Raw genomic sequence first — 26,496 nt, forward strand, 5'->3', positions numbered from 1 at the left:
ACGAACGAGGTTTCCGGCGCATGCAAACGCCCACCGGGACACCGGTGATATGGTGGGTGCGGCAGGATCTGCGTGTTTCCGACAACGATGCGCTCCTTGGAGCGGTCGCGGCCGGTCGCGCTGTGCTGCCCGTCTTCGTACTCGATGAGGAGACCCCAGGACGCTGGGCGCCCGGCGGCGCCTCGCGCTGGTGGCTGCACGGGAGCCTTGCCGCGCTCGACGCCTCGATCGCCGAACGCGGCGGTGTGCTCATCCTCCGCCGCGGCAAGGCCGATACCGTGCTCGCCGAGCTCGCCGCCGAGACGGGGGCGGAGCAGGTGTTCGCCGGCCGCCTCTACGAACCCTGGGCGCGGGAGCGCGACAAGCGCGTCGCCGCGGCGCTGAAGGCGAAGGGCGTCGAGATCATCGGCGCGAAGACCGCGCTTCTGTTCGAGCCCTGGGAGATCGAGACCAAGGCCGGCGGCCCCTACGGCGTCTACTCCCCGTTTAGCCGGGCCTGCTTCGACCGCCTGCCCCCGCCCGAGCCTGCGCCGGCGCCGGAGCGCATCCCCGCCCCCGACCGCCTGCCCCGCTCGGAGAGGCTGGATGACTGGGGGCTCCTGCCGACGAAGCCGGATTGGGCCGAAGGCCTGCGCGAGAGCTGGACGCCTGGCGAGGCCGGGGCTGCGGTGAGGCTCGAGCGTTTCGTCTCCCGCGGCCTCGCCTCCTATGACGAGACGCGCAATCGCCCCGATCTCGACGCCACCTCGGGCCTCTCGCCGCACCTGCGCTGGGGCGAGATCTCGCCGGCCACGGTCTGGCACGCCGCCCTCCGCGCAGGGTCGCCCCGCAGCGCGGCGACGCGTACCTTCCTGCAGGAGCTGCTCTGGCGGGAGTTCAGCTACCACCTTCTCTGGCACCGGCCGGAGATGCCGGAGGAGGCCCTGAAGCCCGCCTTCGCCGACTTCCCCTGGCGGCGCGACGCGGCCGGCCTCGCCGCCTGGCAGAAGGGGATCACGGGCTATCCCATCGTCGATGCCGGCATGCGCCAGCTCTGGCAGACGGGCTGGATGCACAACCGCGTGCGGATGATCGTCGCCTCATTCCTCATCAAGCACCTTCTGCTTCCCTGGCAGGACGGCGAGGCCTGGTTCTGGGACACGCTCGTCGATGCTGACCTCGCCTCCAACAGCGCATCCTGGCAGTGGGTCGCCGGCTCCGGCGCCGATGCCGCGCCCTATTTCCGCATCTTCAACCCCGTACTCCAGGGCGAGAAGTTCGACCCAGACGGGGCCTATGTCCGGCGCTACGTGCCGGAGCTCGCGCGGCTTCCCGCGAAACTGATCCACCGCCCCTGGGAGGCGGACGCGGCCGTTCTGCGCGGCGCGGGCATCACGCTCGGCCGCGACTATCCGAAACCGATCGTGGAGCACGGCGCGGCGCGCGCCCGCGCGCTCTCCGCGCTCGAGACGATTTCCGGGAACAAGGGGGCAGCCTGAATGGACGGTGTGTGGAGGATGGAGCCGCGCCGCTCCGTCGCGGTGATCGGCGCGGGCATCTCTGGCCTGTCAGCGGCCTGGCTCCTGCGCGATGCCGCCACCGTCACCCTCTACGAGGCCGAGCCGCGGCTCGGCGGCCATGCCGACACGCAGCATGTCAAGGTTGCCGGGCGCGAGGTTGCCGTCGATACCGGCTTCATCGTCTACAACACGCTGAACTACCACCACCTCACCGCGCTCTTCGCCCATCTCGGCGTCGCGACCGAGGCCTCCGACATGAGCTTCGGCGTCTCGATCGGCGAGGGCGCGCTCGAGTACGGCGGCGGGTCGATCCCGCAGCTCTTCGCGCAGAAGCGCAACATCGCCCGGCCCCGCTTCCTCGCGATGCTGCGCGACATCATCCGCTTCTACCGCGAGGCGCCGCGGCTTCTCGAGGGCGAGGACAGCCTGAGCCTCGGCGAGTATCTCGACCGGAACGGCTACGGCCCCGGCTTCGTCGAGGACCACATCCTGCCGATGGGCGCGGCCATCTGGTCCGCCTCGGTCCAGGCGATGCACGATTTCCCCGCGCGCAGCTTCGTGCGGTTCTTCGTGAACCACGGGCTTCTCCGCCTCTCAGACAGGCCGCGGTGGCGCACCGTCACCGGCGGGTCGCGCCGCTACGTCGCGCGCATCGAGGAGGCGCTCGGCGCGGGCGTGCGCAAGGCAGCGCGCGTTGCCGCGGTGCTGCGCGACGAGACGGGCGTGACCATCCGCCTCGAGGACGGCGCCTCGGTGCGCCACGACAGCGTGATTCTCGCCACCCATGGCGACGAGGCGATGAGGCTTCTCGCCGAACCGACGGCGGAGGAGAGGCGCATCCTCGGGGCCGTGCGCACCCAGGCGAACCGAATGATCCTTCACACCGACGCGGCGCTGATGCCGCGCCGGCGCGGCGTGTGGTCGTCATGGAACTACCTCGCGCGCGACAGCGAGGATCTTCGCCGCGAGGTCTCGCTAACCTACTGGATGAACCGGCTGCAGAACCTTCCGACGCCGGTGCCGCTCCTGGTCACGCTGAACCCGCTGCAGGAGCCCGACCCAGCGCGCGTGCTCCTGGAGAAGACCTATCGCCACCCGTGCTACGATGCCGCGATGATCGAGGCGCAGCGCCTTCTGCCGTCGCTCCAGGGCGCCAACCGAACCTGGTTCTGCGGTGCGTGGACAGGCTACGGCTTCCACGAGGACGGCATCGCCTCCGCCGTCGCGGTGGCGCGCGACTTCGGTGTCTCGCCGCCCTGGGAAGCGCAGGAACTGGAACGCGCCGCATGAGCGGCCTCGACGGCGAGCCGGCGCTGCTATACCGCATGCGCGTGATGCACGCGCGCCACCAACCCTTCGCGCACCGGTTCGAATACAGGATCTGGACCCTGCTGCTCGACATCGACCGGATCGGCGAGCTCGACGCCCGTTCGCGCCTGTTCGCGGCGGATCGGCGCGGCATCGTGTCGTTCCGGTCGCGCGATCATGGCGCGCGTGACGGCTCCCCGCTTCGCCCGTGGGTGGAGGGCGCCCTCGCCCGGGCTGGCCTCGCGGAGTGTGCGGCGCGGATCAGGCTACTCGCCATGCCGCGCATCCTGGGCTACGTGTTCAACCCGATATCGATCTATTTCTGCGACCGGGAGGACGGGACGCCGGGTGCGGTGCTCTACGAGGTCAAGAACACGTTCGGCGACCAGCACGCCTACATCGCCCCCCTCGCAGGCGCCGCGCCGTGGCGGCATGCGGCGGAGAAGGTGATGCACGTCTCGCCCTTCATCGACATGCAGTGCCGCTACGGCTTCACGCTGTCGCGGCCAGCGGACCGTTTCGCCATGGCGATCGACCAGTGCGACGGCGAGGGAGCGGCGCTGCTCACTGCGACGATGGCCGGCCGCGGCGTGCCGATGACGGACCGCGCGCTCGCCGCCGCCCTTGCCGCTCTGCCCTTCGTCACCGCCAAGACGATCGCGGCGATCCACTGGGAGGCGCTGCGGCTCTGGCGCAAGGGGGCGAGGTTCCACTCCCGCCCCGCCCCACCCGAACCGCCGGTGACGGTGGCGGCCTGACGGACCCTCGACGATGCACGGAACCGATACCACGCTGCCCTCGCCGCGCGCCAAGAAGCAGGACCGGCGCTTTCGACTTGCTCTCAGGCTCGCGGGGCTGATCCGCACCGGGCATCTCATGCTCACCCTGCCGGACGGGTCGATGCACCGCTTCGGGGGGCACCGCCCCGGGCCCGAGGCGCATGTCACGCTCTCGCATCCGCGCGCGATCCGCCGCCTCGCCTTCGGCGGCAGCCTCGGCTGGGCCGAGGCCTATCTCGACGGCGACTGGTCGAGCCCCGACATCCGCGCGGTGATGGCGCTCGCCGCGGCGAACGAAGCGGAATGGGACGAGGTGCTGCGCGGCAGCGTCCTGGTCCGCACGCTGTCGCGGCTCTACCACGCCTTCCGGCCGAACACGCGGCGTGGCGCGCGGCGCAACATCGCCGCCCATTACGACCTCGGCAACGAGTTCTACGCCGCCTGGCTCGACCCGACGATGACCTACTCCTCGGCTGAGTTCGCCGAAGCGGGTGAGACGCTCGAGGCCGCGCAGGCGCGCAAGGTGCGAAATCTCCTCGCCGCGATCGACCTTCGTCCGGGACAGACACTCCTCGAGATCGGCTGCGGCTGGGGTTACCTCGCGGAAACAGCGGCGCGCGACTTCGGCGCGCGCGTCGTCGCGCTGACGCTCTCGCGCGAGCAGCACGCCTTCGCCTCCGCCCGGATCGCGACGGCGGGATTGTCCGACCGTGTCGAGATCCGGCTGCAGGACTATCGCGACGTCCCCGAGCGGTTCGACCGCATCGCGTCGGTCGAGATGTTCGAGGCGGTTGGCGAGGCCTACTGGCCGGCATTCTTCGCCGCCGTGCACGGAAGGCTGGTGCCCGGTGGGCTTGCGGGGCTGCAGATCATCACGATCGCTGACCGATTCTTTCCCGCCTATCGGACCAGCGCCGACTTCATCCAGCGCTACGTCTTTCCCGGCGGGATGCTTCCCTCGCCTTCACGGCTGCGCGAGGAGGTGGCCCGCGCCGGGCTCGCCTGGGCAAGGGAGGAATGGTTCGGAAATTCCTATGCCGAAACGCTGCGGATCTGGAACGACCACTTCCAGCGTGCCTGGCCCGGGATCACGCCGCTCGGCTACGATGACCGCTTCAAGCGCCTGTGGGAGTACTACCTCGCCTATTGCGAGACCGGGTTCCGCGCGGGCTGGACCGATGTCGGGCGCATCGTGCTCGCCCGGCCCTGACGGTGCCGAGCGCGCGCCGAGGCGCCCTGCCGGCGGGGCTGCTAGCCTGCTACGCCGCGCCCGCCTTTCCGCTCGCCATCCTTGGCCTGCCACTGAACGTCTACCTCCCGACCTTCTGGGGTGAGACGCTCGGGCTCGGGCTGACCACGGTCGGCCTCGTGCTCCTCGCGACACGGCTTCTCGACGTGGTGACGGACCCGCTCATCGGCCTGCTGTCGGATCGCTCGCGCGGCCGGCTCGGACGCCGCCGCCCCTGGGTCGCGGCAGCGCTTCCGGTCGCCGCGCCTGCCGTGTGGCTTCTGTTCGTTCCGCCCGAAGGCGCAGGTGCGGGGCACCTCTTCGTGACAGCGAGCCTCGTCTATCTCGGCTGGACGATGCTCAACATCGCCCACACGGCCTGGGGCGCGGAGCTGTCGGGCGAGTATCACCAGCGCACGCGCGTCACCGCCTGGCGCGAGGCGGCGACGCTCGGCGGCATCATCGCCTCCGCGCTCGTGCCTGCACTGATGCCCGGCGGGATCGCTGCCGACCTGCGCGCGCTCGCGTTCGCCACGCTCGCGCTTGCGATCCCGGCCTTCGCGATGCTGTTCCTCGCGGTGCCCGACACAGCGGCCGCGCCGGCGCCACTGCAAAGGCAGAGCCTCGGCGCCCTGTTCGCGCCGCTTCTCGCTAACCGCGCGTTCCGGCGGCTGATCTCCGCCTGGGTGGTGAACGGCATCGCCAACGGTCTGCCGGCGGCGCTGTTCCTTCTGGTGGTGACGCATCTCCTCGTGGCGGAGGACAAGGCGGGACTGCTGCTGCTTGCCTATTTCCTTGCCGCCATCCTCGCCGTTCCCGGCTGGACGGCGGTCGCCGCGCGTATGGGCAAGCACCGCACCTGGTGCACGGCGATGCTGTGGGCGTCGGTCGTGTTCGGCTTCGTGCCGCTTCTCGGGGCGGGAGACTGGCTTGCCTTCCTCGTCATCTCCATCCTTTCCGGCGCAGCACTCGGGGCCGATCTCGCGCTGCCGCCGGCGATCCAGGCCGATGTGGTCGATCTCGATCGGCTCGAGACGGGCGAGGGTCGGGCGGGCCTGCTGTTCGCGCTCGCCTCGATGGCGCAGAAGCTTGGAAACGCCCTCGCGGTCGGGCTCGGCCTGCCGCTTCTCGAGCTTTTGGGCTTCCGCACCGACGGCGGCGTGCAGGGGCTCGGCGCGCTGGTCGCCCTCTACTGCGGCGCGCCGATCCTGCTGAAGCTCATTGCCGTCGCCATCATGTGGCACTTCCCGATCGACCGGGCGGAACAGGAGAGACTGCGCGCGCGCATCGAGGCGGCGGCGCAATGAGGCTTTCGCTTCCCGGGGGATACCGCGGCGTTCGCGTGATCGGCGACGTCCACGGCGAGGCCGTGCCGTTCCGCGCCGCGCTCGTTGGCGCGGCGGCGGAGCGGCTCTTCGTCGTCCAGCTCGGCGACCTGACCGACCATGGGCCAGACAGCCCCGGCGCGCTCGCTGCCATGTTCGACACGCTCGATCGCGGCGCCGGGCTGTTCCTTCTCGGCAACCATGACCACAAGCTCCGCCGCGCGCTGCTCGGCAATGCCGTGTCGGCCGAACCCGACGGGCTCGGCGCGACGCTCGCGCAGCTTGCCGCGCACCCGGACGGGCAAGCCCTCTCTTCCCGCGCCATCGCCGAGATCGCCGCAGCCCCCGCCTGGGTCGCGTGGGGGCGCACGCGGCTCTTCGTCCATGGCGGGTTCCACCCCGCGATGCTCGCCGCACCGCCACCGGCCGAGGCCGGCGCGCGCAAGCCGGACCCGGTGCTCGCGCGCGCGCTCTACGGCCAGGCTGTGCGCGGCGCGGTCACCGCGACCGGCTACCCCGTGCGCGTGCTGGAGTGGGTCGATGCGATCCCGCGCGGGCTCACGGTCTATTGCGGGCACGACATCCGCACGACCGACGGCCGCCCCCATGTGAGGGCGGGGCGCGGCGGCGGCAGCGCCGTGTTCATGGATACGGGCGCCGGCAAAGGTGGGCACCTCTCGTGGTGCGACCTCGAGCCGGAGAAGGAGGGATGACCGGACAGATGATGCGCAAGGCCTGGAGCCGCATGGCCGTCGCCATGCTTGCTGTGCTCGTTCTCGCTGGATGCGGAGGGGGAATGAAGATCGAGGATTTCGCCGGGCGCACGCCCGAGCTCCGTCTCGAGGAGTACTTCGCCGGGCGCACCCGCGCCGCCGGCCTGTTCGAGGACCGGTTCGGCACGGTGCGCCGCACCTTCGTCGTCGACATCGACGGCACCTGGGACGGCACGACGCTGACGCTCGACGAGGACTTCACCTACAACGACGGCGAGAAGCAGCGCCGCATCTGGCGGCTGACGCGCACCGGCGACCGCATGTGGGAAGGCCGGGCGGACGACGTGATCGGCGTTGCGCAGGGGCGCGAGGCGGGCAACGCCTTCCAGTTCGGCTACCGGATCAACCTGAAGGTCGGCGACAGCACCTGGGAGGTGCGCTTCGACGACTGGATGTTCCGCATCGACGAGGAGACGGTGTTGAATACGGCGAAGGTCTACCGCTGGGGCATCTGGATCGGGACGGTTCAGCTCGCCTTCCGCAGGACGCCAGCCTGATGGCACTCGCACTCGCGACGATCGCCGAGCGGCCGGAGCTCGCGCCGGTCGTCGCGCCCTGGCTCTGGGAGGAATGGGGCCGCGGCAAGGGCCGCACGCTCGATCAGGTTCTCGCGCGCATCGCGTCGCGCACTGCGCGGGTTGGGCTCGAGCAGACCGTCGTGGCGCTCGAGGACGGCGTTGCGGTGGCCACCGCGAGCCTCACCGCCGCCGATGCCGACAGCCGCCCCGAACTCACGCCTTGGCTCGCCTCCGTGTTCGTCGCACCCGAGGCACGCGGGCGGGGCTATGCGCGCGTCGTCGTCACCGCGGTCGAGAGCGCGGCGCGGCGCGGCGGGTTCGAGACGCTCTGGCTCTTCACCAACTCCGCGCCAGCGCTCTACGCCGGGCTCGGCTGGCAGGACGCGGGCACGATCACCGAGGGCGGGAAGCCCTATGCACTGATGCGGCGCCGGCTGGGTTGAGTACGGCGGCGTCGCCGAGGCAGTCGGCGAGCGTCACCGCATCGAGGGTCGTGAGGAAGGCATCGCGGGCGCGCGCCAGCGCATTGCGAAGCCGGCAGCCGGGCATGAGGCGGCACGCGCCGCCGTCCTCGCGAAAGCACTCGACGAGCGCCTGGCCGGCCTCAAGCTGCCGCACCACGCCACCGATGCTGATCCTCTCCGCCGGACGGCCGAGCTGAACCCCGCCGCGCGCCCCACGCACCGTGCGAACGAGACCAAGCGCTGCGAGCGCCTGGACGAGCTTGTGCACATGGTTGCGCGGCACGCCGATCTCGGTCGCGAGCGCCTCGGTGCTGCGGATCTCCCCCGGCTCGGCGCCGAGGCAGAGCAGCACGCGGAGAGCGAAATCGGTGGACGCGAGAAGTCGCAGGACCTGCCTCCCGGCTGTTGCTGGAAACTGGTATTGACAATACCAGATTTCGGCGCAAGAGTAATTGGTATCACAAATACCAGTTCGTGACCGGCCAGGAACCCAGCCATGTCAGACGCCTCCCTCCACCACCACTCCCCCGGCTGCGGCTGCAACACCCGCACGGCGGCGACCGCCGATGACGGCGAGATCAGTCCGTTGCCTGAGGAGACCGGCGCGCTCATCGAGCATGTGCTGGCCCGCTACCACGCCGCGCACCGGCGCGAGCTGCCCGAACTCATTGCGCTGGCGAGGCGCGTCGAGCGTGTGCACGCCGATGTCGATGACGCCCCGCTCGGCCTCGCGACGCTGCTCGAAGCAATTGCCCAGGACCTGACCGACCACATGGCCAAGGAGGAGGCGGTCCTCTTCCCGATGATGCGAAGAGGAGGGCACGCGATTATCGACGGGCCGATCGCGGTGATGCGCCACGAGCACGCAGGGCATGGCGAGGCGCTGCGCGCACTTGCCCAGCTGACCAACGGGCATGTTCCGCCCGACGGGGCCTGCGGCTCCTGGCGGGCGCTCTATGCCGGAACGCGCAAGCTCGCGGAGGATCTCGAGACACACATGCACATCGAGAACGACATCCTCTTCCCCCGTTTCAGGACATGAGGGAGGCCACTCGATGAATGCGATCACGGGGGTGGGCGCGGCTGGGGAGCGCAGGGGCTTCGCCCTGTTCGCGCATGGGTTCCGGCCGTTCTTCCTGATGGCCGGGCTCGTCGCGCCCGCCTCCGTGGCGGCCTGGCTTCTGGTGGTCGCCGGTGTGGCGGTGCCGGAGGGCCCGCTGCCGATGCTGCGCTGGCATGCGCACGAGCTGCTTGGGGGTTTCGTGGCTGCGGCGATGATCGGCTTCGTGATGACGGCCGTGCCGAACTGGACGGGGCGGCGCGGCTATTCCGGCCCGCCGCTCATCCTGATCGCCACGCTGTTCCTCGCGGCACGGCTGGCCCTCCTGCCCGGATCGCCCGTGCCGATCGGCCTTGCCGCGCCGCTCGCGCTGCTGCCCATTCCGGCGACCGTGCTTCTGGTCCTGCCGGCGCTCGTCCAGTCGAAGGCGCCGAAGCTGTTCCTGCCCCCCGCCATCATCCTCGCGTTCTGGTCCGGCCAGGTGCTGATGCTCGGCGAGGCGGCGTCATGGTGGGAAGCCGACACCTGGGCCACCGGCCAGATGCTGATGGCGAATGTCGCGCTGCTTCTCGTCGGGCTGATCGGCGGACGGATCGTTCCGGCCTTCACGCTCAACGCACTCCGCCGCGAGGGGATGCCGCGCGAGGCGCGCCCGATCCGCGGCCTCGACCAGGCGGCGATGCTGTCTCTCGCCGCCGTTGTGGCGTCCGACCTCGCCGCCCCCGGCTCGACGACCGCCGGCGCGGTCGCCGCGGTCGCTGCCGCGCTCGTGCTGCTTCGCCTCTCGCTCTGGCATGGCCTCGCGACCTGGCGCTGGCCGATCCTCTGGGTGCTGCACCTCGCCTATGCCTTCGTCCCGGCCGCGCTCGCGCTCAAGGCCGCAGCACTTCTGCTCGATGCCGGATGGGCGTCTGCCTGGCTGCACCTGCAGACGATCGGCGCGCTCGGGCTGATGATCCTCGCGGTGATGACGCGCGCCACGCTCGGCCATACCGGGCGCGATCTCGTCGCCGCGCCGGCGACCGTCGGGGCCTATCTCTGCATCGCCTCGGCAGCGCTTCTGCGGTGCTTCGGCGGCCTCGTCGCGGATGACAGGATGGTGGCGACTGCCGCGGCCGGCGCGCTCTGGATCCTAGGTTTCGCGCTGTTCCTCGCCGTGCATGCGCCGATGCTCATCGGGTCGCGGGCGGACGGAAAACCCGGCTGAAGCGCTCAGCCGCCGCCGACGCGGCGCGCGAGAAGCCGCATCACAGGTGGGCGGTGACGGGATGCGTCGTCAGTGCCGGGAAGCGCCTGCGCGTGCCGGCGTCAAACGACACGGTCGCGCAGGCGCATTCGGGCGGGCGGCGGGCTGGCGCGCATGGTCGGTGAGCTGCCCGGGCGAGCGCGCATGGCGACAGGCATCGCTGGTTGCGCTGCCGGTCGGCAGATGTGTTCGCGCTCCGTTGCGCCCCCCCCTCCCCCGTGCAACGGTGCTGGAGCAACGCCGAGGGCGGCGTGACGAAGGGGACCACATGCGCGAGAGACGTACGACTTATCTTCTGCGTGCAACCGCCATCGCCGCCGGCTTGGCGCTGGCTGCGCCCGCCGAGGCAGCGGTGATCACCTATGTCGAGGGGACGGATATCGCCAACAGCCTCCCCGGAACGCTGCTCGGCGCGCTGGATGTCGGCCTGAACACCGTCACCGGCAGCATTGCATGCAGCGGCGCCTTCTGTTCTCGCGACGATGACCTCGACGTCTTCAACGTGACCCTGGCGTCCACGCTCCGCATCACCGGCATCACGATCGCGGTCAGCAACTACGTCACGGACGGGAATGGGGTCGGCGGTGGCTTTCTCGGAGCGCTTGACGGAACGCTGCGCGGGCAGGTCAATTTCGCCCGGTCGTTCGTGGGCGATCTGCCAACGACCAGCGTGTTCAGCGGGGCAACTGTCGGGGCGGGCGACCTGACGCTCACCATGCAGTCATTCTTCCTGGACGGCGTAGGCTCCCGGAGCTGGGACTACGTCGTCGCGATCACGGTCGAGGCGATTCCGACAGCGCCTGTGCCGGTGCCGGAGCCGGCAAGCCTCGCGCTGCTCGGCGCCGGCCTGCTGGGCCTGCGCGTGGCGCGCCGCAGCCCCCGCGCGGGCTGAGATCCGATCCGGAAAGAGGTCGGGTTGGCGCAAATCGTATGCGAGTCACTGCCCCTGCCGACGATTCCCACGCAGCGGGCGATCGTATCGTCTTACGAACATCTCGACTGGCGAACATCGGCGTGCGGCGAACCGATGCGGTCGATGCGCGCGAGATGGTGAACCGGTGATCCACGCGCTGTCCACCGGCTGCCGCAGGCATGCGCTGCAGCGGGTCCTGCGGCCTTCGTCCGAATTGCCATGATCCGCACACTCATTCGAAGCCTCGCGGCAAAGCCGTCAAGCTGGGTCGGATCCTTCCGGATCGGCTCTCAGCCGCCGCCGACGCGGCGGGCGAGAAGCCGCATCATCCCGCCGAGCACGGGAAGCCGGGCGTAGAGCTGGCTAGCGCTGTCCCAATGGTCGAGATGGGCGGTGACCAGCCCGTCCGCGCCGAGATGGACCTCGCTCAACCCCTCGATGCGCCCGCCCTTCTCTCCCTCGCCCCAGGCGAAGCTCCAGCGGATGTAGCCGGCCTCGATGCCGAAGGCGCGGTCGGTCACGGCGAAGCGGGGGTTCGGCACACGCTCGAGCATGCGCGAGAGGATACGCCGGAGTGCTTCGCGGCCGCGCACGTCATGGAACGGGTCACGAAAATGGATGTCGGCCGCGGCGAGCGACAGCAGACGCTCGATCGTTCCGGGTCGAAGCTCCTCCCACGCCGCCCCCCAGGCAGCGAGCGCTGCAGCGCGGGGGTTGAGCGTGGTGGTCGCCGCCATCGCTTCAGCGCGCGCCGGTCGAACGGCCCACGAGGGGGAAGTAGAGGGCGTAGGGAAGGATGCGCATGACCTTGAGGATATACGCGAAGCGGCGCGGGAAGCACACCTCGAACCGCCCGCGTGACAGTCCCGTGACGATGCGGCGGGATGCCTCCTCGACGCTCATCAGGAACGGCATGGGGAACTCGTTCCGGTCGGTCAGCGGCGTCTTCACGAAGCCGGGATTCACGAGGTTGACCATCACGCCGGCGCGGTCGAGGTCGAACTTCAGGCTCTCCGCCATCGCGATCAGCCCGGCCTTGGTCGTCGAATAGGCGATGGCCCGGGGCAGTCCGCGATAGCCGGCGACGGACGAGACAATCGCGATCTGGCCGGAGCGGCGCGCGATCATCGCCGGCATCACGGCATTCACCGCATTGGCGGTGCCGATCACGTTGACGTTCACCTGGTTGGTGAAGGCGGCGAGGTCGAAGCGCTGCGCGCTGTCGGTGACATAGGTGCCGGCGGACAGGATGGCGAGCGCAATCGGCCGCCCAGCGGTCACCTCGGCCGCCTTCGCCGCCTTCGCCACCGCGTCTGCGTCCGTCACGTCCGCCGCGGCGACGAGGATCGTGTTCGGGGGGGCCTCCGCCGCGAGCTTCGCGAGCTCCTCCTCGCGGCGGGCGGTGACGGCGACGGTCCAGCCCGCGCGGGCGAGGTCGAGCGCGACCTGCCTGCCGATGCCGCTCGAGGCGCCGGTGACCCAGGCAAGCCCGTCCTGCGGCGTGGCGGGGCGCGGGCTCATGCGGCCCTCCCGGCCCGGCGCGGCGCGACGCGGTCGAGGAAGGCCTCGGCCTGCCTCCGCATCGCCGCGACCTTGCCTGCATCCATCCGGTCCATCGTCCGGTACATCTGCGCCATGCGTGGATTACCCTCGAAACGGTCGCGGTGCCGCGCCAGGAAGTTCCAGTAGAGTGCGTTGAACGGGCAGGCTTGCGGGCCGGTTGCCTGGCGCACATCGTGGCGGCAGGAGCGGCAGTGGTCGCTCATCCGGTCGATGTACTTACCCGAGGCCGCGTAGGGCTTCGAGGCCATGATGCCGCCATCGGCGTGGATGGCCATGCCGTGCGTGTTCGGCAGTTCGACCCATTCGAACGCATCGGCGTAGACGGCGAGATACCAGGCGTTGATCTCGTCCGGGTCGATGCCCGCGAGCAGGGCGAAATTGCCCGTCACCATCAGGCGCTGGATGTGATGGGCGTAGGCATGGTCACGTGTCTGGGAGACGACCGCGTCGATGCACGCCATGCCGCTGTCCGCCGTCCAGTAGAACCCGGGAAGCGCACGATCCGCCCCGAGGGCGTTGAGCGTGGCGTAGCGCGGCATCAGGTGCCAGTAGAGGCCGCGCACGTATTCGCGCCAGCCGATGATCTGGCGGATGAAGCCCTCGACGGCGTTGAGCGGCGCCCGCCCCTCGCGCCACGCCGCTTCGGCCGCGCGGCAGACCTCAAGCGGATCGAGCAGGCCGAGATTGAGGCTCGTCGAGAGAAGCGAGTGGAAGAGGAACGCCTCTCCTTCGGCCATCGCGTCCTGGTAGTCACCGAATGAGGGAAGGCGGTCGCGGATGAACGCGTCGCGTGCCGCCTGCGCCTCTCCGATGGACACGGGAAAGTTGAACGCCTCCAGCGCGCCGAAGTTGCCGCCGAAGCGTTCGGAAACGAGCGCGATCACATTGCGCGTGATCGCGTCGGGTTCGAATCGCGGCGGGGCGGGAACGCGCAGCCCTTTCGGCAGGGGCTTGCGGTTCTCCGCATCGAAGTTCCAGGCGCCGCCCGCCGGCTCGCCATCGACCATCAGGAGCCCGGTGCGGCGCCGCATCTCGCGGTAGAAGAATTCCATCCTGAGGCTCTTCCGCCCCTTGGCCCAGGAGGCGAAGTCCTCCCGGGAGGCGATGAAGCGCCGGTCGGGGCGGATCTCGACGGCGGTCCCCGTCTCACATTCCCAGCCGCGCATTGCCTCGAGCACGCGCCACTCGCCGGGCTCTGTCGCGACGATCCGATCCGGACGGTGCCCGCGCACGGCACGCGCGACCTCGCCGGAGAGCGAGCCGGAATTTGCGGGATCGTCGAGCCGAACGTAGTCGACCCGCACGCCCTCCGCCTCGAGAGCGGCGGCATGATGGCGCATCGCCGAGAGGACGAGCGCGATCTTGGCCTTGTGGTGCGGCACGTAGGTGCACTCGCCCATCACCTCGGCCATCAGTACCGTGTCGGAAGCCGGGTCGAGGCCGTCGAGCGCGGAGAGGCCGCGCGTGAGCTGGTCGCCGAGGACGACGCGGAGGGTGCCCCCGGCCATGCGCCTCAGGCGGTGCGCGTGTAGGAGATGACCGAGCCGTCGCTGCGCGTGAAGCGGAGCGCGCACCAGCTTCCCGCGCGGTCGTACCAGATGTCGAGGGAGAGATCCCCGCTGATGCGCCAGCGCGTCGTCTGCGTCGGCCGGCCGGCGACCGGCACCTCCTCCTCGCCGAGGCGCTCGATCGTCGTCGCGAGAAGCTTGCCGCCCTGGGTGTCGATCTTCTGCTCGCGCAGGAAGGCGGCATGCCAGTAGCTCGTCGAAATCGCCTCGCGCGGCGCGACATAGGCACCCGACTGCGTTCCCTCGACGGCGATGCCGCGCCCGTCGGCCACCGCCTTCACCGCCAAGGGGGTGCCGTTGTTGTCGGTCGTGCTCTCGATCGACATCAGCCTGTCGCCGCGCCACAGCTCGGCGTTGCGGTGCACGTAGCGGAACGCGGTGATGCCGAGGAACCGCACGGCGAAGTCGATCGCGATCGAGACGCGCACATCGCCGCCGTCGCGCGCGAAGTTCAGCACATGCGTGCCGATCGGGCTGTCGTTGCGAAACACGTCGAACGCGATGCGGTTGCCGGACGGGACCGCCGCGAGAAGCGCGCGCGGTGCGAGAAGGGCGGGCGCGGCAAGCAGAAGCGACCGACGGGCGGGCATCGTTCCTCCTTATCCTATCCCTTGGTGCGCAGGCTCGACCGCCCGCCATCGACGGCGAAGACCTGGCCGGTGATCCACCCCGCCTCGGGGCCGAGCAGGAACCGCGCGAGCGCTGCGGCATCCTCCGCCTCGCCGAGCCGCGGAATGGGGTGCTGCGCGGCGATCGCCTTGGCCATCGCCTCGTTGCCTGTCAGCGGCGTGGCGATCCCTGTGCGGGTCAGGCTCGGCGCGATGCAGTTGACGCGAATGGCCGGCGCAAGCTCGGCCGCGAGCGCGACGGCGAGGCCCTCGACCGCCGCCTTGGCAGGGCCGATCACCGAGTGGTTGGCAAAGCCCGATCGCGCGGCGACGGAGGAGAACAGCACCACCGAGCCCTGCCCCGCCTTCAGCGCGCCTTCCGCAGCGGCGATCGCCTCGGCGGCGGCCACGACATTCAGGCGGTAGGCGGAGAGATGGTCCTCCGCCGTCGCGCGCTTGAGCGGCTTGAGGACGATCGAGCCGACCGCGAAAACGAGCCCGCTCAGGGCGCCGCCATGCGGGATCGCGGCTTCGGCCACCGTGCGTGCGATGGCACCCGGCTCGAGAACGTCGCAGACGCTCGCGGGCGCGCCGAGCCGGCGGCTCAGCTCGCCAAGGCGATCCTGGTCGCGCCCGGCGAGGTGCACCGCGCGGCCGGACGCAGCAAGGCCCGAGGCGATGGCCCCGCCGATCCCACCCGTCGCACCGAAAACCAGAACCGCGCCCTGCATCACCGCTCCCTGTCGCAATCCGCAACAGATGGTGGGGTCGAGCGAGGCCACATCAACCGTTGACGTGAGCGTGAAACCCAGCCCCGCCGGGGATGGGCGCGGGGCGGCGTCCGTGGCATGGTCGCGCGCAAGCCAACCGACGGAGCCCCGTGCCCGCCGCCATGCGACAGCTTCTGTTGCTGCGCCACGCAAAATCCGCCTGGGACGATGCCAGGCTGCCGGACCATGACCGACCGCTCGATGCGCGCGGCCAGCGCGACGCGGCGGCGATGGGCGAGGCGATGCGGAAACTCGGCCTCTCGCCCGACATCGTGCTCGTCTCCTCCGCGCGAAGGACGCGCGAAACGCTCGCTGCCATCGAGCCGTTCGACGCCTCGCCGCTGGTCGACGAGGACGAGGGCCTCTACCTCGCCCCGGCCGAGCGTATGCTCGAGATGCTGCACGCGGTGCCGGAAACCGCGCGCTCGGTGCTCCTGATCGGCCACAACCCCGGCATGCACAACCTGGCGCTGACCCTGGCGGGGCCGGGCGGGCTCGCCCGCGGCGGGCGGGAGGCCGAGAAGCTGGGCGAGCGCTATCCGACGGGCGGGCTCGCCGAGTTCGCCGTCGCGAGCCCCTGGTGGGGTCTCGAGGCTGGCGGCGGGCGGCTCGTACGCTTCCTCTGCCCGCGCGATCTCCTGCCGAAGGATGGTTGAGCACGCGGCGCCGTTCGCGCTGGAGCTCACGCTTGAGCCCGGCGCGGCCGCCAAGGCATTCCGGCGCCCGGCGATCGCGTCGCGGGTACGGGGCAGCGGCGTCTCCCTCGTCTGGTACTGCGCCGCCGACGGTTCGCTCGGCGAGGAAGGGCTCGCGCTTGTGGTCGAGGCACGCCGGCGCGGTGCGGTCCAACGTCTGGTGCGCTGCCGACCCGAGGCGGGCGAGACCTGGCTCCCGGGCCGGCCCATGCCGGTACTCGCCGAAGCCCCGCTTCCCGATCGCCAGCCACGCCCGGGGCTGATCGCTGCGCTGGCGGAGCACCTCGTGCCGCAGAGCCTCGCCGCCTTCGAGGGCCGTCGGTCGGTCGCTCAGGCGGCTGGGGTTACGGTCACCCTTCTCGCCGGAACGCTTCGCGCCGTCACGGCGGAGCGGCCGGTCGCCCGCCTCACCCTCGAGGGCGAGCGCGAGGCGGTGTTCGCCCTCGCCGCTTCGCTGGCGGCCGATCTTCCCCTAGCCATCCCGGCGACGACCATCGCCGAGGAGGCGCGCGCGCTCGCGCGCGGGGCGCCCCCGCGCCCGCTCCGGCTCGGCGCCCCCGCCATCGCGCGCGGGGCGACCACGGAACAGGCCTTCTCGGCGATCGTCGCGCATCTTTGCCTCGCGATCCTCGCCAACGCCCCGGCCGCGGACGCGGGAGAGACGCCAGAGGGCGTGCATCAGACCAGGGTGGCGCTTCGCCGGCTCCGCTCGGCGCTGTCACTGTTCCGCGATGTCGGCGGCGCCGAGGGCGAACGCGCCTCGGCCGGGCTGAAGGGGCTCGCCGCGACGCTCGGCCCCGCGCGGGACTGGGACGTGTTCATCACCGGCAGGCTCGCCGCCGTGCGCGCGGCCTTTCCCGAGGAGGAGCGCATCGCCGCGCTCGCGAGGCGGGCCGAGGCGGTGCGCGAGGCGGCCTATGCCGCGCTGCGCGCATCGCTTGACAGCCCGGGCTTCCGGCTGCTCGGCCTCGCACTCGCCGAGCTCGCGGCAGCGCCAGGCGCCGCGCCCGAGCCCGTCGAAGGCTTCGCCGCACGCGCACTCAACAAGCGGCTCAAGCGCGTGCTGCGCCATGGCGAGGACCTCTCCGGCCTGCCGATCGCCGAGCTTCACCGCCTCCGCCTCGACTGCAAGCGCCTGCGCTATGCGGGCGAGATGTTCGCGCCGCTGTTCGGGCAGAAGAAGGCGCGCCGGTTCCTGAAGTCGCTCGCCGCGGTGCAGGAGGAGCTTGGCCACCTGAACGACGCGGAGGTGGGCGCGGTGCTTCTCGAGGAGGTGGGCGAGCCGGGAGAGGCGTCGGCCTTCGCCTCGGGCGTGGTCGAGGGCTGGATCGCCGCCAAGGCGGATGGTGCGCGCGAGGCAGCCTTCGAGGCCTGGGAGGAGTTCCTCGGCCGCGACGTCTTCTGGGACGGGTGAGCCGGGCTCAGCCGGCGAGGCCGTCGTAGAGGAGCTTGAGGCCGGTCGCGAACAGGAGCGCGAAGACGATCCTGTAGAACAGCGCGTCCGGCACGCGGCGCGAGAGCCATAAGCCGAGCAGCACGCCAGCCGGCGCGGTCGGAAGCAGCACCGCCGAGGTCGAGAGGTTGGTGACGTTGAGCTGCCCCAGCATCGCGTAGGGCACGAGCTTCACGTAGTTCACGAAGGCGAAGAACATCACCGTCGTCGCGTTGAGCAGCGCGCGCGGATAGCGTCGTGGCAGCAGGTACACGGCAAGCGGCGGCCCGCCCGCATGCGCGAGCGTGGAGGTGAAGCCGGAGGCGAGGCTCGCGGCGAAGGCCGCGGGGCGGTTCTCGCCCGGCGGCTCGCTTCGCTGACCGCGCGCGAGCCACGCCTTGCCCCAGGCATGCAGGGTGAACAGGACCGCGACCGCGCCGATCAGCGTCTTCACCGCCCTGTCGGAGAGCTCGCCGAACGCGAGCGCGCCGAGCACGATTCCCGCGATCGCCCCGGGCAGCAGGATCAGCATCAGGCGCCTGTCCCACGACCGCCGGTAGGCCCAGATGCCGACGATGTCCATCACGCAGAGGATGGGCAGCACGATGCCGGCTGCCTGCGCTGCGGGGATGGTCAGCGCCATCGCCGGCACGGCGAGGTTGCCGCCGCCCGAGGCGAAGCCGCCCTTGCTGATGCCCGTGACCAGGAGCGTCGGAATCGCGACCGCGTAGAACCAGGGCTCGGAGATCGGCGCGGCGAGTAGCGCAGGCAGGGCTTCGGTCAAGCGCGCGAGGGACGGCATCTGCCTTGCTCGGAGGGTGACGGACGGGGCGCTGACGGGCCGGCCCCGGCGCTGTATGCCACGACACGTCCCACGCGTCGTGCCCCTGCCCGCACCGCCTGCCATGAGCCCGTTGCGATGAGTTTGCGCCAATGAACGTCGTTCTGCCCGATCCGTCCTGGCTCCTCGTGCTCATCCCCGCCATGGCGCTGACGGGGATCGCGGCCGGCTTCCTCGCGGGCCTGTTCGGTGTCGGCGGCGGCATCGTCATCGTGCCGGTTCTCTCCTACGTGCTGCCGCTTCTGGGCGTCGAGGAGGTGGTGCGGCAGAAGCTCGCCGTCGCGACCTCCCTCGCGACGATGATCCCGACCTCCTGGATCAGCGCGCGACGGCACTACGCCAAGGGCGCCCTCGACCTCGCGCTGGTGAAGTCGCTCGCGCCGGGGATGATCCTCGGCACGCTCGTCGGTGCGGCGCTGGTCGTGGCGCTGCGCGGCGAGGCGCTCAGCCTCGTCTTCGCCGCCGTGGCCCTTCTCGTCGCCATCAATCTCGGCTTCACCGGGGTGGACTGGCGGTTGCGCGACACGTTCCCCGCCGGCGCAGCCAGACAGGCGATCGGCGCAGGGCTCGGCCTCGTCTCGGCGCTGATGGGCATCGGCGGCGGCACGGTCGGCGTGCCGGTGCTGACGATGCTCGGGATGCCAATGATCCGCGCCGTCGCCACCGCCTCCGCCTTCGGGCTGCTGATCGCGATCCCTGCGACCATCCTCGTGCTGTTCGCGCCAGGGCACCCGGCGATGCCGCCCTTCTCGGTCGGCTATATCAGCCTGATCGGCGTGGCGCTGATCGCGCCGTTCTCGATGCTGGCCACCCCTTATGGCGTTAAGGTCGCGCACGGCATCCCGCAGATCGTGCTCAAGCGGGCCTTCGCGATCTTCCTCGCCATCACCGCTGCGCGGATGTTCCACACCTCCCTGACGTGACCAACGCTCACGCGCTCCAGGGAAGCGTTCCGGGCGGCAGGCGGCGGGCAAGCTGGCCGGCCGCTACCATGAGCGCGAGCACGAGCAGAAGCCCCACGAGCGAAACGGCTGCCGCCTGGCCCGTCGCCCCGGCATCGTGCAGCCCGAACACGACGACGCCGAGCGTCTGGCTCCCCGCCGCGTAGAGCAGGATCGACAGCGTGATCTCGTTCAGCGCCATCAGGGCGACGAGTATCCCTCCCGCGGCGGCCGACGGCGCGAGAAGCGGCAGGGCGATGCCGGCAAGCCGCTTCAGCGGCCCGGCACCCGCCATGCGCGCTGCTTCCTCGAGCGCGGGGTCGAGCCGCGCCGCGGCACCCGCGACGGGGCGGAGCGCAAGCGCCTGGAACCGCGCGAGATAGGCGATGAGGATCAGCCCGAGCCCGCCATAGAGCGAGACGCCGAGAAGCGGCAGCGGGCGGAGATGGACGAGGATCACCGCAACCGCGACGCAGACGCCCGGCAGCGCATAGGGAAGCTCGATCGCAAGCCGGAACGCTGGCGGAAGCCGCACGCGCACGATGAGAAGCGCGAGGCAGACGAGGATCGCCGCCGCAGCGACGGAGAGGAAGAGGCTGTTGCGGAAGGCGAGCGCGGTGTTCTGCTGCACGAACAGCACCGCCTCGAGATGCCGAAGCGTCGCCGTCTCCGCCGTGAGCGGCACGCCGATCGCCGGCGTCAGCGCCGTCGCGACAAGCGAGGCGAGCGGCAGGGCGAGGACGACGACCAGATAGGCAACAAGTGCCGCAAGCACGGTATGGCGCCACGGCCCGAGCGCCATCGGCGGCGCCTGGCGCGTCGCTCCGCCCGCGATGAAGCGCCGCCCGCGCCGCGACGCCAGCGCCTCGATGCCGAGCGCGAGCGCGGCGAGCGCGCCGAGCAGCAGCGACATCAGCGCCGCCTCGGACAGGCCCGCGGGGCCGAGGCCGACGAGGCGCTGCCAGATCAGCACCGTCAGGACCGTGTAGTTCGCCGGGATGCCCAGCAGCGCCGGGATCCCGAAATTGCCGATCGCCGCGACGAACGCGAGCGCGACGGCGCCGGCGAAGGGCGGGGTGAGCATCGGCAGCACGACGCCCCGAAGCACCTCCGCCCGCCCAGCCCCGGCAAGCCGCGCCGCCTCGACCAGCCCCGCCGGAAAGCGCCGAAGGGCGGCCATCAGCGGCAGGAACACGAGCGGCGCGTTCTGCACCCCGAGGACCAGCGCGATCCCCGTGCCCGAGTAGAGCGGGTGCGCCGTGCCGAGCGGCGGGGCGAGCCCGAGCGCCGCGAGAAACGCAGAGGACGGCCCGAGCGCGCCGATCCACGCGAGGGCCGCGATCTGCGGCGGGATCAGCATCGGAAGGACGAACAGGAAGGCGAGCACCCGCCTGGCCGGCAGGGCGCAGAGACCGATCGCGAAGGCCGCCGCCGTGCCGATCGCGGCCGAAAGCACAGTCGCCGCAAGGGAGACGGAGATGGTGCGCGCGAGCGCGCGCCAAACGCGCGCATCGGCCAGAACCTGGGCTGCGAGGTCCTGCGGCGCGCCGGGAAGCGATGGTGCCACCCCTTCGAGCGCGAGCCTCAACATCGGCAGCGCCGACACCCCAGCCACCCAGAGACAGAGGAGTGGCAGGAGAAGCCGCTCGAACGAGGCCCTGCGCATGAGGCGCGTGTGCTACTGCCCGAGCAGGCCGATGAAGCGCCGCTGCACGGCCTCTGCCTCGGCGAGCGCGCGCTTCGGGTCGAGCGGCATCACCCGGATCGCGCCGGGCTCGGGAAAGCCTGGCGGCGGCGCGACCCCCGGGTCTGCCGGCAGGAAGCCCTGGCGGGAGGCGAGTTCCTGCCCCTCGCGAGAGAGAAGGAAGGCGACGAAGGCCTTCGCAGCCACCTCGTTCTGCGTGCCGGCGAGAATCGCCACCGGCTCGGTGATCGCCGAGACGCCTTCCGTGGGGAACACGAACTCCACCGGCGCGCCCTTCGCGGCCTCGCGGATCGGCAGGTAGTCGATGATCATGCCGAAGGCCCGCTCGCCGCCGGCGACGGCCTGCATCACCTGGCCGTTGCCGCCGCGCACCGAAAGCCCGTTGCGCGCGAGGCGCTCGAGATAGGGCCAGCCGAGCGCGGGGTTCTGCACGATGGCGTAGAGATGGACGAGCGCCGCGCCCGAGACGGCGGGCGAAGGCATGGTGGCGAGGTTGCGCGCCCGCGCATCGGCGAGGTCGTTCCACGAGGCGACCGGCATCGGCGCCCGCCGGTTCCTGACGATGCCGGTGGTGATGAGCTTGGTGCCCCAGTAATGGCCTTCCGGGTCGACATGGGCGGCCGGCACGCCGCCGCGCGGCGCGTCGGGCCAGCGCAGGAGGCGCCCTTCCGCCTTCATCGTCTCCATCGTCAGGCTGTCGGCGATCAGGAGCAGGTCGGCCCGCGGCGCTCCGGCGGCGAACTCGGCGCGCAGGCGGGGGATCAGCGTGTTCGTCCCGCCCCTCACCCACTCGACGTCGGTGCCGGGATGGCGGACCTTGAAGGCATCGACGGTCGCCTGCGCATCGGCGTCGAGCTGGCTCGTGTAGAGGACGAGGCGCCCCGAGGCGGGCTGCGCCCCGGCCGCGGGGGCAAGACCAAGAAGGGAGGCGGCAAGGGCGGCGGCAAGTGGGCGGCGCGGGTGGAGCATGGGGGGCGTTTCTCCGGAACGGGTGGGCGCTTCGCGGCGCCTCTGTAGCCGTGCGAGGGATAGCCGGGCAGGACGGAAGCGTGAAGAATGGATGACAGGAGACGGCTTCGCCTTCGTGCGGCTGCGGCCGTGGCGGCGATGACGATGGTGGCGATGACGGGGGGAACCTCCATGGCGTTCGACGTCCAGGGCCATCGCGGCGCGCGGGGGCTCGCGCCGGAGAACACGCTCGAGGGCTTCTCACGCGCCCTGTCCCTCGGCGTCACCACGCTCGAGATGGACACGGGCATGACGGCTGACGGCGTGGTCGTCGTCATGCACGACCCGGCGCTGAACCCCGACATCACCCGCGGCCCCGATGGCGGCTGGATCGCGCCACCCGGCCCCGCGGTCCGCTCCCTCGACCTTGCCGGGCTGCAGCGCTTCGATGTCGGCCGCATCCGCCCCGGAACACGCTACGCCGCGCTCTACCCCGACCAGGTGCCGCATGACGGCGCGCGGGTGCCGACGCTCGAGGCCGTGCTCCGCCTCGCGGCAGCAGCGAGCCCGACGGTGCGCTTCAACATCGAGACCAAGGTCTTCCCGGACCGCCCTCACCTCACCGTCGCGCCGGAAGTGCTTGCCGCCGGTGTGGCCGACGCGCTCGCCCGCGCGGGGCTGACCGATCGCGCGGTGATCCAGAGCTTCGACTGGCGGAGCCTCGCCTGGCTGAAGGCGAACCGTCCCGAGGTGGCGCGCAGCTACCTGACCTCGCAGTCGGGCGGCCACGACACCGTCTCCTCGCGCGAGGGACGCCCCTCGCCCTGGCTCGCCGGGCTCGACGCCACGGCGCACGGCAATTCCGCGCCACGCCTGGTCGCCGCGGCTGGCGGGTCGATCTGGTCGCCGAACCATCGCGACCTGACGGAGGAGAGCCTGGCGGAGGCGCGGCGCCTCGGGCTGACGGTGCTTCCTTGGACGGTGAACGACGCGCCGACCATGGCGCGGCTGATCGGCTGGGGGGTGGACGGCATCATCACCGACCGTCCCGACATCCTCCGGGGGGTGCTCGCCTCGCGGGGGCTGCCGCTGCCCGAGCCTGCGGCGGTCCCCGCGAAGTGATCACGCCCTCGGGGCGTCAGGTTGGGCCGTCGAAGAAGTTGTTCGCCGAGGTCAGGCGCGACATCAACGCCCGCATCCGCGGCGCGTCGTAGCCCTTCTCCGCCGTCAGCGCCGCGATCGGGCAGAAGAACTCGTGCGCGTGCGGGATCTGGCCCGAGGCGAAATGGTCGTAGTGCCGGTCGCGAAGCCCGTAGAGAACCCGCATGTCGCGCACCGGAAGCGTGAGCGGGGCCGTCGGTTCAACGGAGAGGATGCCGGTCAGGCGCCAGCGTGAGGTCGTGTCCTCCGGCGAGACGGGGCCGGTGAGCCACGGCAGAGGGCAGATCGCGAGAAGCGAGTGCGTCGAGGGGGCGAAGCGGGAGCGCTTGTCGAGCAGGTTCTGGAAGGAGCTGCACGCCTCGATCGCGACCACGTCGCACCATGGCTCCTGCTCGGTCCCGCCGAACTGGAGCCACATCCCGTCTGGCAGCGTGCGCAGCCTGTCGGTTCCGGGGATCTTCAGGAACGGCGAAGCGGGGGATTGCTGCTCGGAGGGGCGGGCGCGCAAGGTCGGCGCCGGGCCGCTGCTTCGTCCGCCGAGACCCGGCAGGGCCTGCGGCCACTTGCGGAGTTGCTGACGCACCAACGCATCGAGCGAAGCGTGTCGCTCCATGAGTCAAGGCTCCTTCGCTGCGACGCATGCCATGATGTGACTCCTGGGGACAACCGTGTGGAAAAGCCAACCGGAAACTCAACCTGGAATAGACTTGATGGCCTGCGCTTCGTTTGGTGAGTCACGTCGGAAGTGATGGGACATTCACGCGGGCGCAGGCGCCTGGGCTGGCATTTGTTGAGCACCCGCCTCGACGGAGTTTACTTTTTGATTCATCCAGAGGCTGTTAGCGGTCGATCCTGATTCACGCCGAGAGCACTACCATAGGCTGCATCTCGCCTTTGGTTCAGGCGCAGCACTCTGCCCTGTGACAACCAGTGCGATCATCGGGAAACGCGCAGATGACGCACCCACCCCACTTGGTCTGTGGACAAAACGAAACGCCGGCGCCGCCTGTCGGGCAGCGCCGGCGCCTGGCCGGACGTCGGGGAGAGAGGGGTCAGCCGCGTTCGGCGGCCGTCGGCACGTCGCGCAGCGGTGCGCCCGTGTACACCTGCCGCGGGCGGCCGATGCGCTGGGAGGGGTCCTCCATCATCTCCTTCCACTGGCTGATCCAGCCCGTGGTACGGGCGACGGCGAAGAGCACGGTGAACATGCTCGTCGGGATGCCCATCGCCTTCAGGATGATGCCCGAATAGAAGTCGACGTTCGGGTAGAGCTTGCGGCTGACGAAGTACTCGTCGTGCGTGGCGATCTTCTCGAGCTCCATTGCAAGGTCGAGAAGCGGTTCGTCCTTGATGCCGAGCTCGGTCAGAACCTCGTGGCAGGTCTCCTGCAGGATCTTCGCGCGCGGGTCGAAGTTCTTGTACACGCGATGCCCGAAGCCCATCAGCCGGACATTGCTGTTCTTGTCCTTCACCTTCGCGATGAAGTCGGGGATGTTCTTCGGGTGGCCGATCTCGGCCAGCATCTTCAGAACCGCCTCGTTGGCGCCGCCATGCGCGGGACCCCAGAGGCTTGCGATGCCCGCCGCGATGCAGGCGAAGGGGTTGGCACCCGTCGAGCCCGCGAGGCGCACCGTCGAGGTCGAGGCGTTCTGCTCGTGGTCGGCGTGCAGGATGAGGATGCGGTCCATCGCGCGCGCCAGCACGGGGCTGACGTTGTACGGCTCGGCCGGCACGGCGTTCATCATGTAGAGGAAGTTCTCGGCGTAGCTGAGATCGTTCCGCGGATACATGAAGGGCTGGCCGATCGAGTACTTGTAGGCCCACGCAGCGATCGTCGGCACCTTGGCGATCAGGCGGAAGGCGCTGATGCGGCGGTGCTCGGGGTCGTTGATGTCGAGGCTGTCGTGGTAGAAGGCGCTCATCGCGCCGACCACGCCCGTCATCACCGCCATCGGGTGCGCGTCGCGGCGGAACCCGTCATAGAAGCGGCGAAGCTGCTCGTGGATCATCGTGTGGCGGGTCACGCCCGTGTCGAACTCGGCCATCTGGGCCTTGTTCGGCAGCTCCCCGTTCAACAGCAGGTAGGCGACCTCGAGGAACGAGCACTTCTCGGCCAGCTGCTCGATCGGGTAGCCGCGGTGCAGAAGGATGCCGGCATCGCCGTCGATGTAGGTGATCTTGCTCTCTGTCGCCGCCGTGCCGCCGTAGCCCGGGTCGAAGGTGAAGATGCCGAGCTCCGGATACACCTTGCGGATGTCCGCGACCGCGGGCCCGATCGTGCCCGGGACGAGCGGCAGCGTCACCGACTTGCCGGTGCCGTCGAGCGTCAGCGTGGCGCTGCCTGGCGCGTTGTGGCCGGACTTCGCCTCCGCGCCGGGCTTGGACATCTCGTTCATGGCCTTTCTCCCCTGCCCCGCGGGCATTGCCGATGCCGCCGGCGCACCATCCGGCGCGGCATGACGGCGGCGATCGCGAAACCGGGCGCACCATACGCCCGGCCCGGCTTGGGGCGCAACGTGCGGCAGTGCAGCATAGACCTGCCCTGGGCTGAACCCAACGGGGCGCCAGGGAGCCGCGGGCCTCAGTTCTCTCGACGCCAGCTGTTCGGCGTCTCGAACCGGCCCGCCCAGAGACCGTGCCTTTGCGACCGGGCCTGCGCCTCGGCCACGCCATAGCGCGCCTGGCCGCGCCGTCCGTCATCGAGCGCGATCGCCCAGCCCGATGACACCATCGCCTCGGCGAGATCGATGCCCTCCGCGTGGCAGATGCCGAGCGCGCGGCCGTACCGGTCACGCCCCGCGACGTCGCAGCGGACACCGCGACGCTGCACGAGCGAGGCCATCTGCCGCGCTGCCGCCTCGCCGCAATCGAAGGTTGTGCCGTCCGCCCTCTGGCAGGGCTGGCCGCGCTCGGGCGCGTCGAGGCCGAGCATCCGCACCGTCACGTCGCCGAGGCGAAGCGTGTCGCCGTCGACCACGCGCACCTCCGCCGCAGGGGCTGCGATGACGGGCGGCATCGGCGCGCCCTGGGGCGCAGGCGGCGCGGGGCGGTCCGGAACGAGGCCGAGCCACGCGGCGAGCGCGCCCGCGCCGAACGTCACGAGCGCGAGCAGGAGCCCCCGCGGCGTGCGCGCAGTTGATCGGCGCGTTGT

27 protein-coding genes are annotated in these 26,496 nt (G+C 70.9%); 15 read left to right on the top strand and 12 right to left on the bottom strand.

Annotation, left to right across the window (positions count from 1 at the left end):
* Window positions 1-20: 20 nt before the first annotated feature.
* The 8 genes from FIF60_RS01060 to FIF60_RS01095 are packed head-to-tail and all read left to right on the top strand — an operon-like array spanning window position 21 to window position 7,873.
* Window positions 21-1,478 carry a cryptochrome/photolyase family protein gene (locus FIF60_RS01060; RefSeq protein WP_144182895.1) on the top strand — a complete coding sequence of 486 codons (1,458 nt, stop codon included), beginning with the start codon at window positions 21-23 and terminating at the stop codon, window positions 1,476-1,478.
* The gene (locus FIF60_RS01065) at window positions 1,479-2,789 is read left to right on the top strand and encodes an NAD(P)/FAD-dependent oxidoreductase (RefSeq protein ID WP_239451430.1); all 1,311 of its coding nucleotides are present in this window, start codon (window positions 1,479-1,481) and stop codon (window positions 2,787-2,789) included.
* Window positions 2,786-3,565, top strand: coding sequence for a DUF1365 domain-containing protein (locus tag FIF60_RS01070; protein ID WP_144182897.1), 780 nt, complete (start codon window positions 2,786-2,788; stop codon window positions 3,563-3,565). Before FIF60_RS01065 ends, FIF60_RS01070 begins: the two co-directional genes overlap by 4 nt.
* Window positions 3,566-3,578: 13 nt before the next feature.
* Window positions 3,579-4,796, top strand: a complete 1,218-nt coding sequence (locus FIF60_RS01075) for an SAM-dependent methyltransferase (protein ID WP_144182899.1) — start codon at window positions 3,579-3,581, stop codon at window positions 4,794-4,796.
* 2 nt (window positions 4,797-4,798) lie between these two features.
* Window positions 4,799-6,121, top strand: a complete 1,323-nt coding sequence (locus tag FIF60_RS01080; protein WP_239451431.1) for an MFS transporter — start codon at window positions 4,799-4,801, stop codon at window positions 6,119-6,121.
* Window positions 6,118-6,852: a metallophosphoesterase gene (locus tag FIF60_RS01085; protein ID WP_144182901.1), complete on the top strand. Its 735-nt coding sequence runs from the start codon at window positions 6,118-6,120 to the stop codon at window positions 6,850-6,852. Before FIF60_RS01080 ends, FIF60_RS01085 begins: the two co-directional genes overlap by 4 nt.
* Complete coding sequence (locus tag FIF60_RS01090) at window positions 6,849-7,409, top strand: DUF3833 domain-containing protein (protein WP_239451432.1); 561 nt, start codon at window positions 6,849-6,851, stop codon at window positions 7,407-7,409. Before FIF60_RS01085 ends, FIF60_RS01090 begins: the two co-directional genes overlap by 4 nt.
* On the top strand, window positions 7,409-7,873 hold the full coding sequence (locus FIF60_RS01095) for a GNAT family N-acetyltransferase (protein WP_144182903.1): 465 nt from the start codon (window positions 7,409-7,411) through the stop codon (window positions 7,871-7,873). The genes FIF60_RS01090 and FIF60_RS01095 overlap by 1 nt, the downstream gene beginning before the upstream one ends.
* On the opposite strand, the gene FIF60_RS01100 is transcribed toward FIF60_RS01095, so the two are convergent.
* Window positions 7,824-8,360: an RrF2 family transcriptional regulator gene (locus FIF60_RS01100; RefSeq protein WP_456305137.1), complete on the bottom strand. Its 537-nt coding sequence runs from the start codon at window positions 8,358-8,360 to the stop codon at window positions 7,824-7,826. The two genes, FIF60_RS01095 and FIF60_RS01100, sit on opposite strands and share 50 nt — an antisense overlap.
* Window positions 8,361-8,390: 30 nt before the next feature.
* Here FIF60_RS01100 and FIF60_RS01105 point away from each other — a divergent pair, with 30 nt between their 5' ends.
* The 3 genes from FIF60_RS01105 to FIF60_RS21455 all read left to right on the top strand — a co-directional run bounded on the left by FIF60_RS01105 (window position 8,391) and on the right by FIF60_RS21455 (window position 11,092).
* Window positions 8,391-8,936 (top strand): hemerythrin domain-containing protein, encoded by a 546-nt coding sequence (locus FIF60_RS01105; RefSeq protein WP_144182907.1) that lies wholly within the window; start codon window positions 8,391-8,393, stop codon window positions 8,934-8,936.
* A 13-nt stretch (window positions 8,937-8,949) separates the two neighbouring features.
* A complete protein-coding gene (locus FIF60_RS01110; RefSeq protein ID WP_144182909.1) occupies window positions 8,950-10,161 on the top strand; it encodes an NnrS family protein in 1,212 nt (403 codons plus the stop codon).
* A 307-nt stretch (window positions 10,162-10,468) separates the two neighbouring features.
* Window positions 10,469-11,092, top strand: a complete 624-nt coding sequence (locus FIF60_RS21455) for a PEP-CTERM sorting domain-containing protein (RefSeq protein ID WP_158639013.1) — start codon at window positions 10,469-10,471, stop codon at window positions 11,090-11,092.
* Between the two features lie 311 nt (window positions 11,093-11,403).
* On the opposite strand, the gene FIF60_RS01120 is transcribed toward FIF60_RS21455, so the two are convergent.
* Genes FIF60_RS01120 through FIF60_RS01140 form a run of 5 tightly spaced genes read right to left on the bottom strand, consistent with a single transcriptional unit; the run spans window position 11,404 to window position 15,583 of the window.
* Window positions 11,404-11,850 (bottom strand): nuclear transport factor 2 family protein, encoded by a 447-nt coding sequence (locus tag FIF60_RS01120; protein WP_144182913.1) that lies wholly within the window; start codon window positions 11,848-11,850, stop codon window positions 11,404-11,406.
* A 4-nt stretch (window positions 11,851-11,854) separates the two neighbouring features.
* On the bottom strand, window positions 11,855-12,634 hold the full coding sequence (locus tag FIF60_RS01125) for an SDR family NAD(P)-dependent oxidoreductase (protein ID WP_144182915.1): 780 nt from the start codon (window positions 12,632-12,634) through the stop codon (window positions 11,855-11,857).
* A complete protein-coding gene (locus tag FIF60_RS01130) occupies window positions 12,631-14,184 on the bottom strand; it encodes a cryptochrome/photolyase family protein (RefSeq protein WP_144182917.1) in 1,554 nt (517 codons plus the stop codon). Before FIF60_RS01130 ends, FIF60_RS01125 begins: the two co-directional genes overlap by 4 nt.
* Window positions 14,185-14,189: 5 nt before the next feature.
* Complete coding sequence (locus FIF60_RS01135; RefSeq protein ID WP_144182919.1) at window positions 14,190-14,834, bottom strand: DUF6134 family protein; 645 nt, start codon at window positions 14,832-14,834, stop codon at window positions 14,190-14,192.
* A gap of 14 nt (window positions 14,835-14,848) precedes the next feature.
* Entirely contained in the window at window positions 14,849-15,583 is a 735-nt protein-coding gene (locus FIF60_RS01140; protein WP_144182921.1) for an SDR family NAD(P)-dependent oxidoreductase, read from the bottom strand.
* A 149-nt stretch (window positions 15,584-15,732) separates the two neighbouring features.
* Between FIF60_RS01140 and FIF60_RS01145 the strand changes: the two genes are divergently transcribed.
* Together FIF60_RS01145 and FIF60_RS01150 are read left to right on the top strand one after the other, a co-directional pair.
* Window positions 15,733-16,278: a SixA phosphatase family protein gene (locus tag FIF60_RS01145; RefSeq protein ID WP_239451434.1), complete on the top strand. Its 546-nt coding sequence runs from the start codon at window positions 15,733-15,735 to the stop codon at window positions 16,276-16,278.
* On the top strand, window positions 16,271-17,731 hold the full coding sequence (locus tag FIF60_RS01150; protein WP_144182923.1) for a CHAD domain-containing protein: 1,461 nt from the start codon (window positions 16,271-16,273) through the stop codon (window positions 17,729-17,731). Before FIF60_RS01145 ends, FIF60_RS01150 begins: the two co-directional genes overlap by 8 nt.
* Before the next feature lie 7 nt (window positions 17,732-17,738).
* Here FIF60_RS01150 and FIF60_RS01155 read toward each other — a convergent pair whose 3' ends face one another.
* Entirely contained in the window at window positions 17,739-18,551 is an 813-nt protein-coding gene (locus FIF60_RS01155) for a sulfite exporter TauE/SafE family protein (protein WP_144182925.1), read from the bottom strand.
* Between the two features lie 131 nt (window positions 18,552-18,682).
* Here FIF60_RS01155 and FIF60_RS01160 point away from each other — a divergent pair, with 131 nt between their 5' ends.
* On the top strand, window positions 18,683-19,513 hold the full coding sequence (locus FIF60_RS01160) for a sulfite exporter TauE/SafE family protein (RefSeq protein WP_144182927.1): 831 nt from the start codon (window positions 18,683-18,685) through the stop codon (window positions 19,511-19,513).
* Window positions 19,514-19,520: 7 nt separating this feature from the next.
* On the opposite strand, the gene FIF60_RS01165 is transcribed toward FIF60_RS01160, so the two are convergent.
* On the bottom strand, window positions 19,521-21,197 hold the full coding sequence (locus FIF60_RS01165) for an ABC transporter permease (protein WP_144182929.1): 1,677 nt from the start codon (window positions 21,195-21,197) through the stop codon (window positions 19,521-19,523).
* A gap of 12 nt (window positions 21,198-21,209) precedes the next feature.
* Window positions 21,210-22,205, bottom strand: coding sequence for an ABC transporter substrate-binding protein (locus FIF60_RS01170; RefSeq protein WP_144182931.1), 996 nt, complete (start codon window positions 22,203-22,205; stop codon window positions 21,210-21,212).
* Window positions 22,206-22,292: 87 nt separating this feature from the next.
* Between FIF60_RS01170 and FIF60_RS01175 the strand changes: the two genes are divergently transcribed.
* Entirely contained in the window at window positions 22,293-23,306 is a 1,014-nt protein-coding gene (locus FIF60_RS01175) for a glycerophosphodiester phosphodiesterase (RefSeq protein WP_239451435.1), read from the top strand.
* Window positions 23,307-23,322: 16 nt separating this feature from the next.
* On the opposite strand, the gene FIF60_RS01180 is transcribed toward FIF60_RS01175, so the two are convergent.
* The 3 genes from FIF60_RS01180 to FIF60_RS01190 all read right to left on the bottom strand — a co-directional run bounded on the left by FIF60_RS01180 (window position 23,323) and on the right by FIF60_RS01190 (window position 26,445).
* Complete coding sequence (locus FIF60_RS01180) at window positions 23,323-23,958, bottom strand: hypothetical protein (RefSeq protein ID WP_144182933.1); 636 nt, start codon at window positions 23,956-23,958, stop codon at window positions 23,323-23,325.
* A gap of 439 nt (window positions 23,959-24,397) precedes the next feature.
* Window positions 24,398-25,741, bottom strand: coding sequence for a citrate synthase (gene gltA / locus FIF60_RS01185; protein WP_144182935.1), 1,344 nt, complete (start codon window positions 25,739-25,741; stop codon window positions 24,398-24,400).
* A gap of 185 nt (window positions 25,742-25,926) precedes the next feature.
* On the bottom strand, window positions 25,927-26,445 hold the full coding sequence (locus FIF60_RS01190; RefSeq protein WP_144182937.1) for a thermonuclease family protein: 519 nt from the start codon (window positions 26,443-26,445) through the stop codon (window positions 25,927-25,929).
* Window positions 26,446-26,496: the final 51 nt, after the last annotated feature.

This window comes from Elioraea rosea, from assembly GCF_007644105.1.
In the GTDB taxonomy this organism is placed as follows: Bacteria; Pseudomonadota; Alphaproteobacteria; order Acetobacterales; family Acetobacteraceae; genus Elioraea_A; species Elioraea_A rosea.

Excerpts from the sequence above, each read along its gene's own strand:
- FIF60_RS01135 (WP_144182919.1), bottom strand. The coding sequence starts at position 14,834 with ATGCCCGCCCGTCGGTCGCTTCTGCTTGCCGCGCCCGCCCTTCTCGCA.
- FIF60_RS01150 (WP_144182923.1), top strand. The coding sequence starts at position 16,271 with ATGGTTGAGCACGCGGCGCCGTTCGCGCTGGAGCTCACGCTTGAGCCC.
- FIF60_RS01110 (WP_144182909.1), top strand. The coding sequence starts at position 8,950 with ATGAATGCGATCACGGGGGTGGGCGCGGCTGGGGAGCGCAGGGGCTTC.
- FIF60_RS01160 (WP_144182927.1), top strand. The coding sequence starts at position 18,683 with ATGAACGTCGTTCTGCCCGATCCGTCCTGGCTCCTCGTGCTCATCCCC.
- FIF60_RS01085 (WP_144182901.1), top strand. The coding sequence starts at position 6,118 with ATGAGGCTTTCGCTTCCCGGGGGATACCGCGGCGTTCGCGTGATCGGC.
- FIF60_RS01155 (WP_144182925.1), bottom strand. The coding sequence starts at position 18,551 with ATGCCGTCCCTCGCGCGCTTGACCGAAGCCCTGCCTGCGCTACTCGCC.
- FIF60_RS01130 (WP_144182917.1), bottom strand. The coding sequence starts at position 14,184 with ATGGCCGGGGGCACCCTCCGCGTCGTCCTCGGCGACCAGCTCACGCGC.
- FIF60_RS01120 (WP_144182913.1), bottom strand. The coding sequence starts at position 11,850 with ATGGCGGCGACCACCACGCTCAACCCCCGCGCTGCAGCGCTCGCTGCC.
- FIF60_RS01170 (WP_144182931.1), bottom strand. The coding sequence starts at position 22,205 with ATGCTCCACCCGCGCCGCCCACTTGCCGCCGCCCTTGCCGCCTCCCTT.
- FIF60_RS01165 (WP_144182929.1), bottom strand. The coding sequence starts at position 21,197 with ATGCGCAGGGCCTCGTTCGAGCGGCTTCTCCTGCCACTCCTCTGTCTC.
- FIF60_RS01125 (WP_144182915.1), bottom strand. The coding sequence starts at position 12,634 with ATGAGCCCGCGCCCCGCCACGCCGCAGGACGGGCTTGCCTGGGTCACC.
- FIF60_RS01075 (WP_144182899.1), top strand. The coding sequence starts at position 3,579 with ATGCACGGAACCGATACCACGCTGCCCTCGCCGCGCGCCAAGAAGCAG.
- FIF60_RS01105 (WP_144182907.1), top strand. The coding sequence starts at position 8,391 with ATGTCAGACGCCTCCCTCCACCACCACTCCCCCGGCTGCGGCTGCAAC.
- gltA (WP_144182935.1), bottom strand. The coding sequence starts at position 25,741 with ATGAACGAGATGTCCAAGCCCGGCGCGGAGGCGAAGTCCGGCCACAAC.
- FIF60_RS01180 (WP_144182933.1), bottom strand. The coding sequence starts at position 23,958 with ATGGAGCGACACGCTTCGCTCGATGCGTTGGTGCGTCAGCAACTCCGC.
- FIF60_RS01175 (WP_239451435.1), top strand. The coding sequence starts at position 22,293 with ATGGATGACAGGAGACGGCTTCGCCTTCGTGCGGCTGCGGCCGTGGCG.
- FIF60_RS01070 (WP_144182897.1), top strand. The coding sequence starts at position 2,786 with ATGAGCGGCCTCGACGGCGAGCCGGCGCTGCTATACCGCATGCGCGTG.
- FIF60_RS01065 (WP_239451430.1), top strand. The coding sequence starts at position 1,479 with ATGGACGGTGTGTGGAGGATGGAGCCGCGCCGCTCCGTCGCGGTGATC.
- FIF60_RS01060 (WP_144182895.1), top strand. The coding sequence starts at position 21 with ATGCAAACGCCCACCGGGACACCGGTGATATGGTGGGTGCGGCAGGAT.
- FIF60_RS01095 (WP_144182903.1), top strand. The coding sequence starts at position 7,409 with ATGGCACTCGCACTCGCGACGATCGCCGAGCGGCCGGAGCTCGCGCCG.
- FIF60_RS01090 (WP_239451432.1), top strand. The coding sequence starts at position 6,849 with ATGACCGGACAGATGATGCGCAAGGCCTGGAGCCGCATGGCCGTCGCC.
- FIF60_RS21455 (WP_158639013.1), top strand. The coding sequence starts at position 10,469 with ATGCGCGAGAGACGTACGACTTATCTTCTGCGTGCAACCGCCATCGCC.
- FIF60_RS01140 (WP_144182921.1), bottom strand. The coding sequence starts at position 15,583 with ATGCAGGGCGCGGTTCTGGTTTTCGGTGCGACGGGTGGGATCGGCGGG.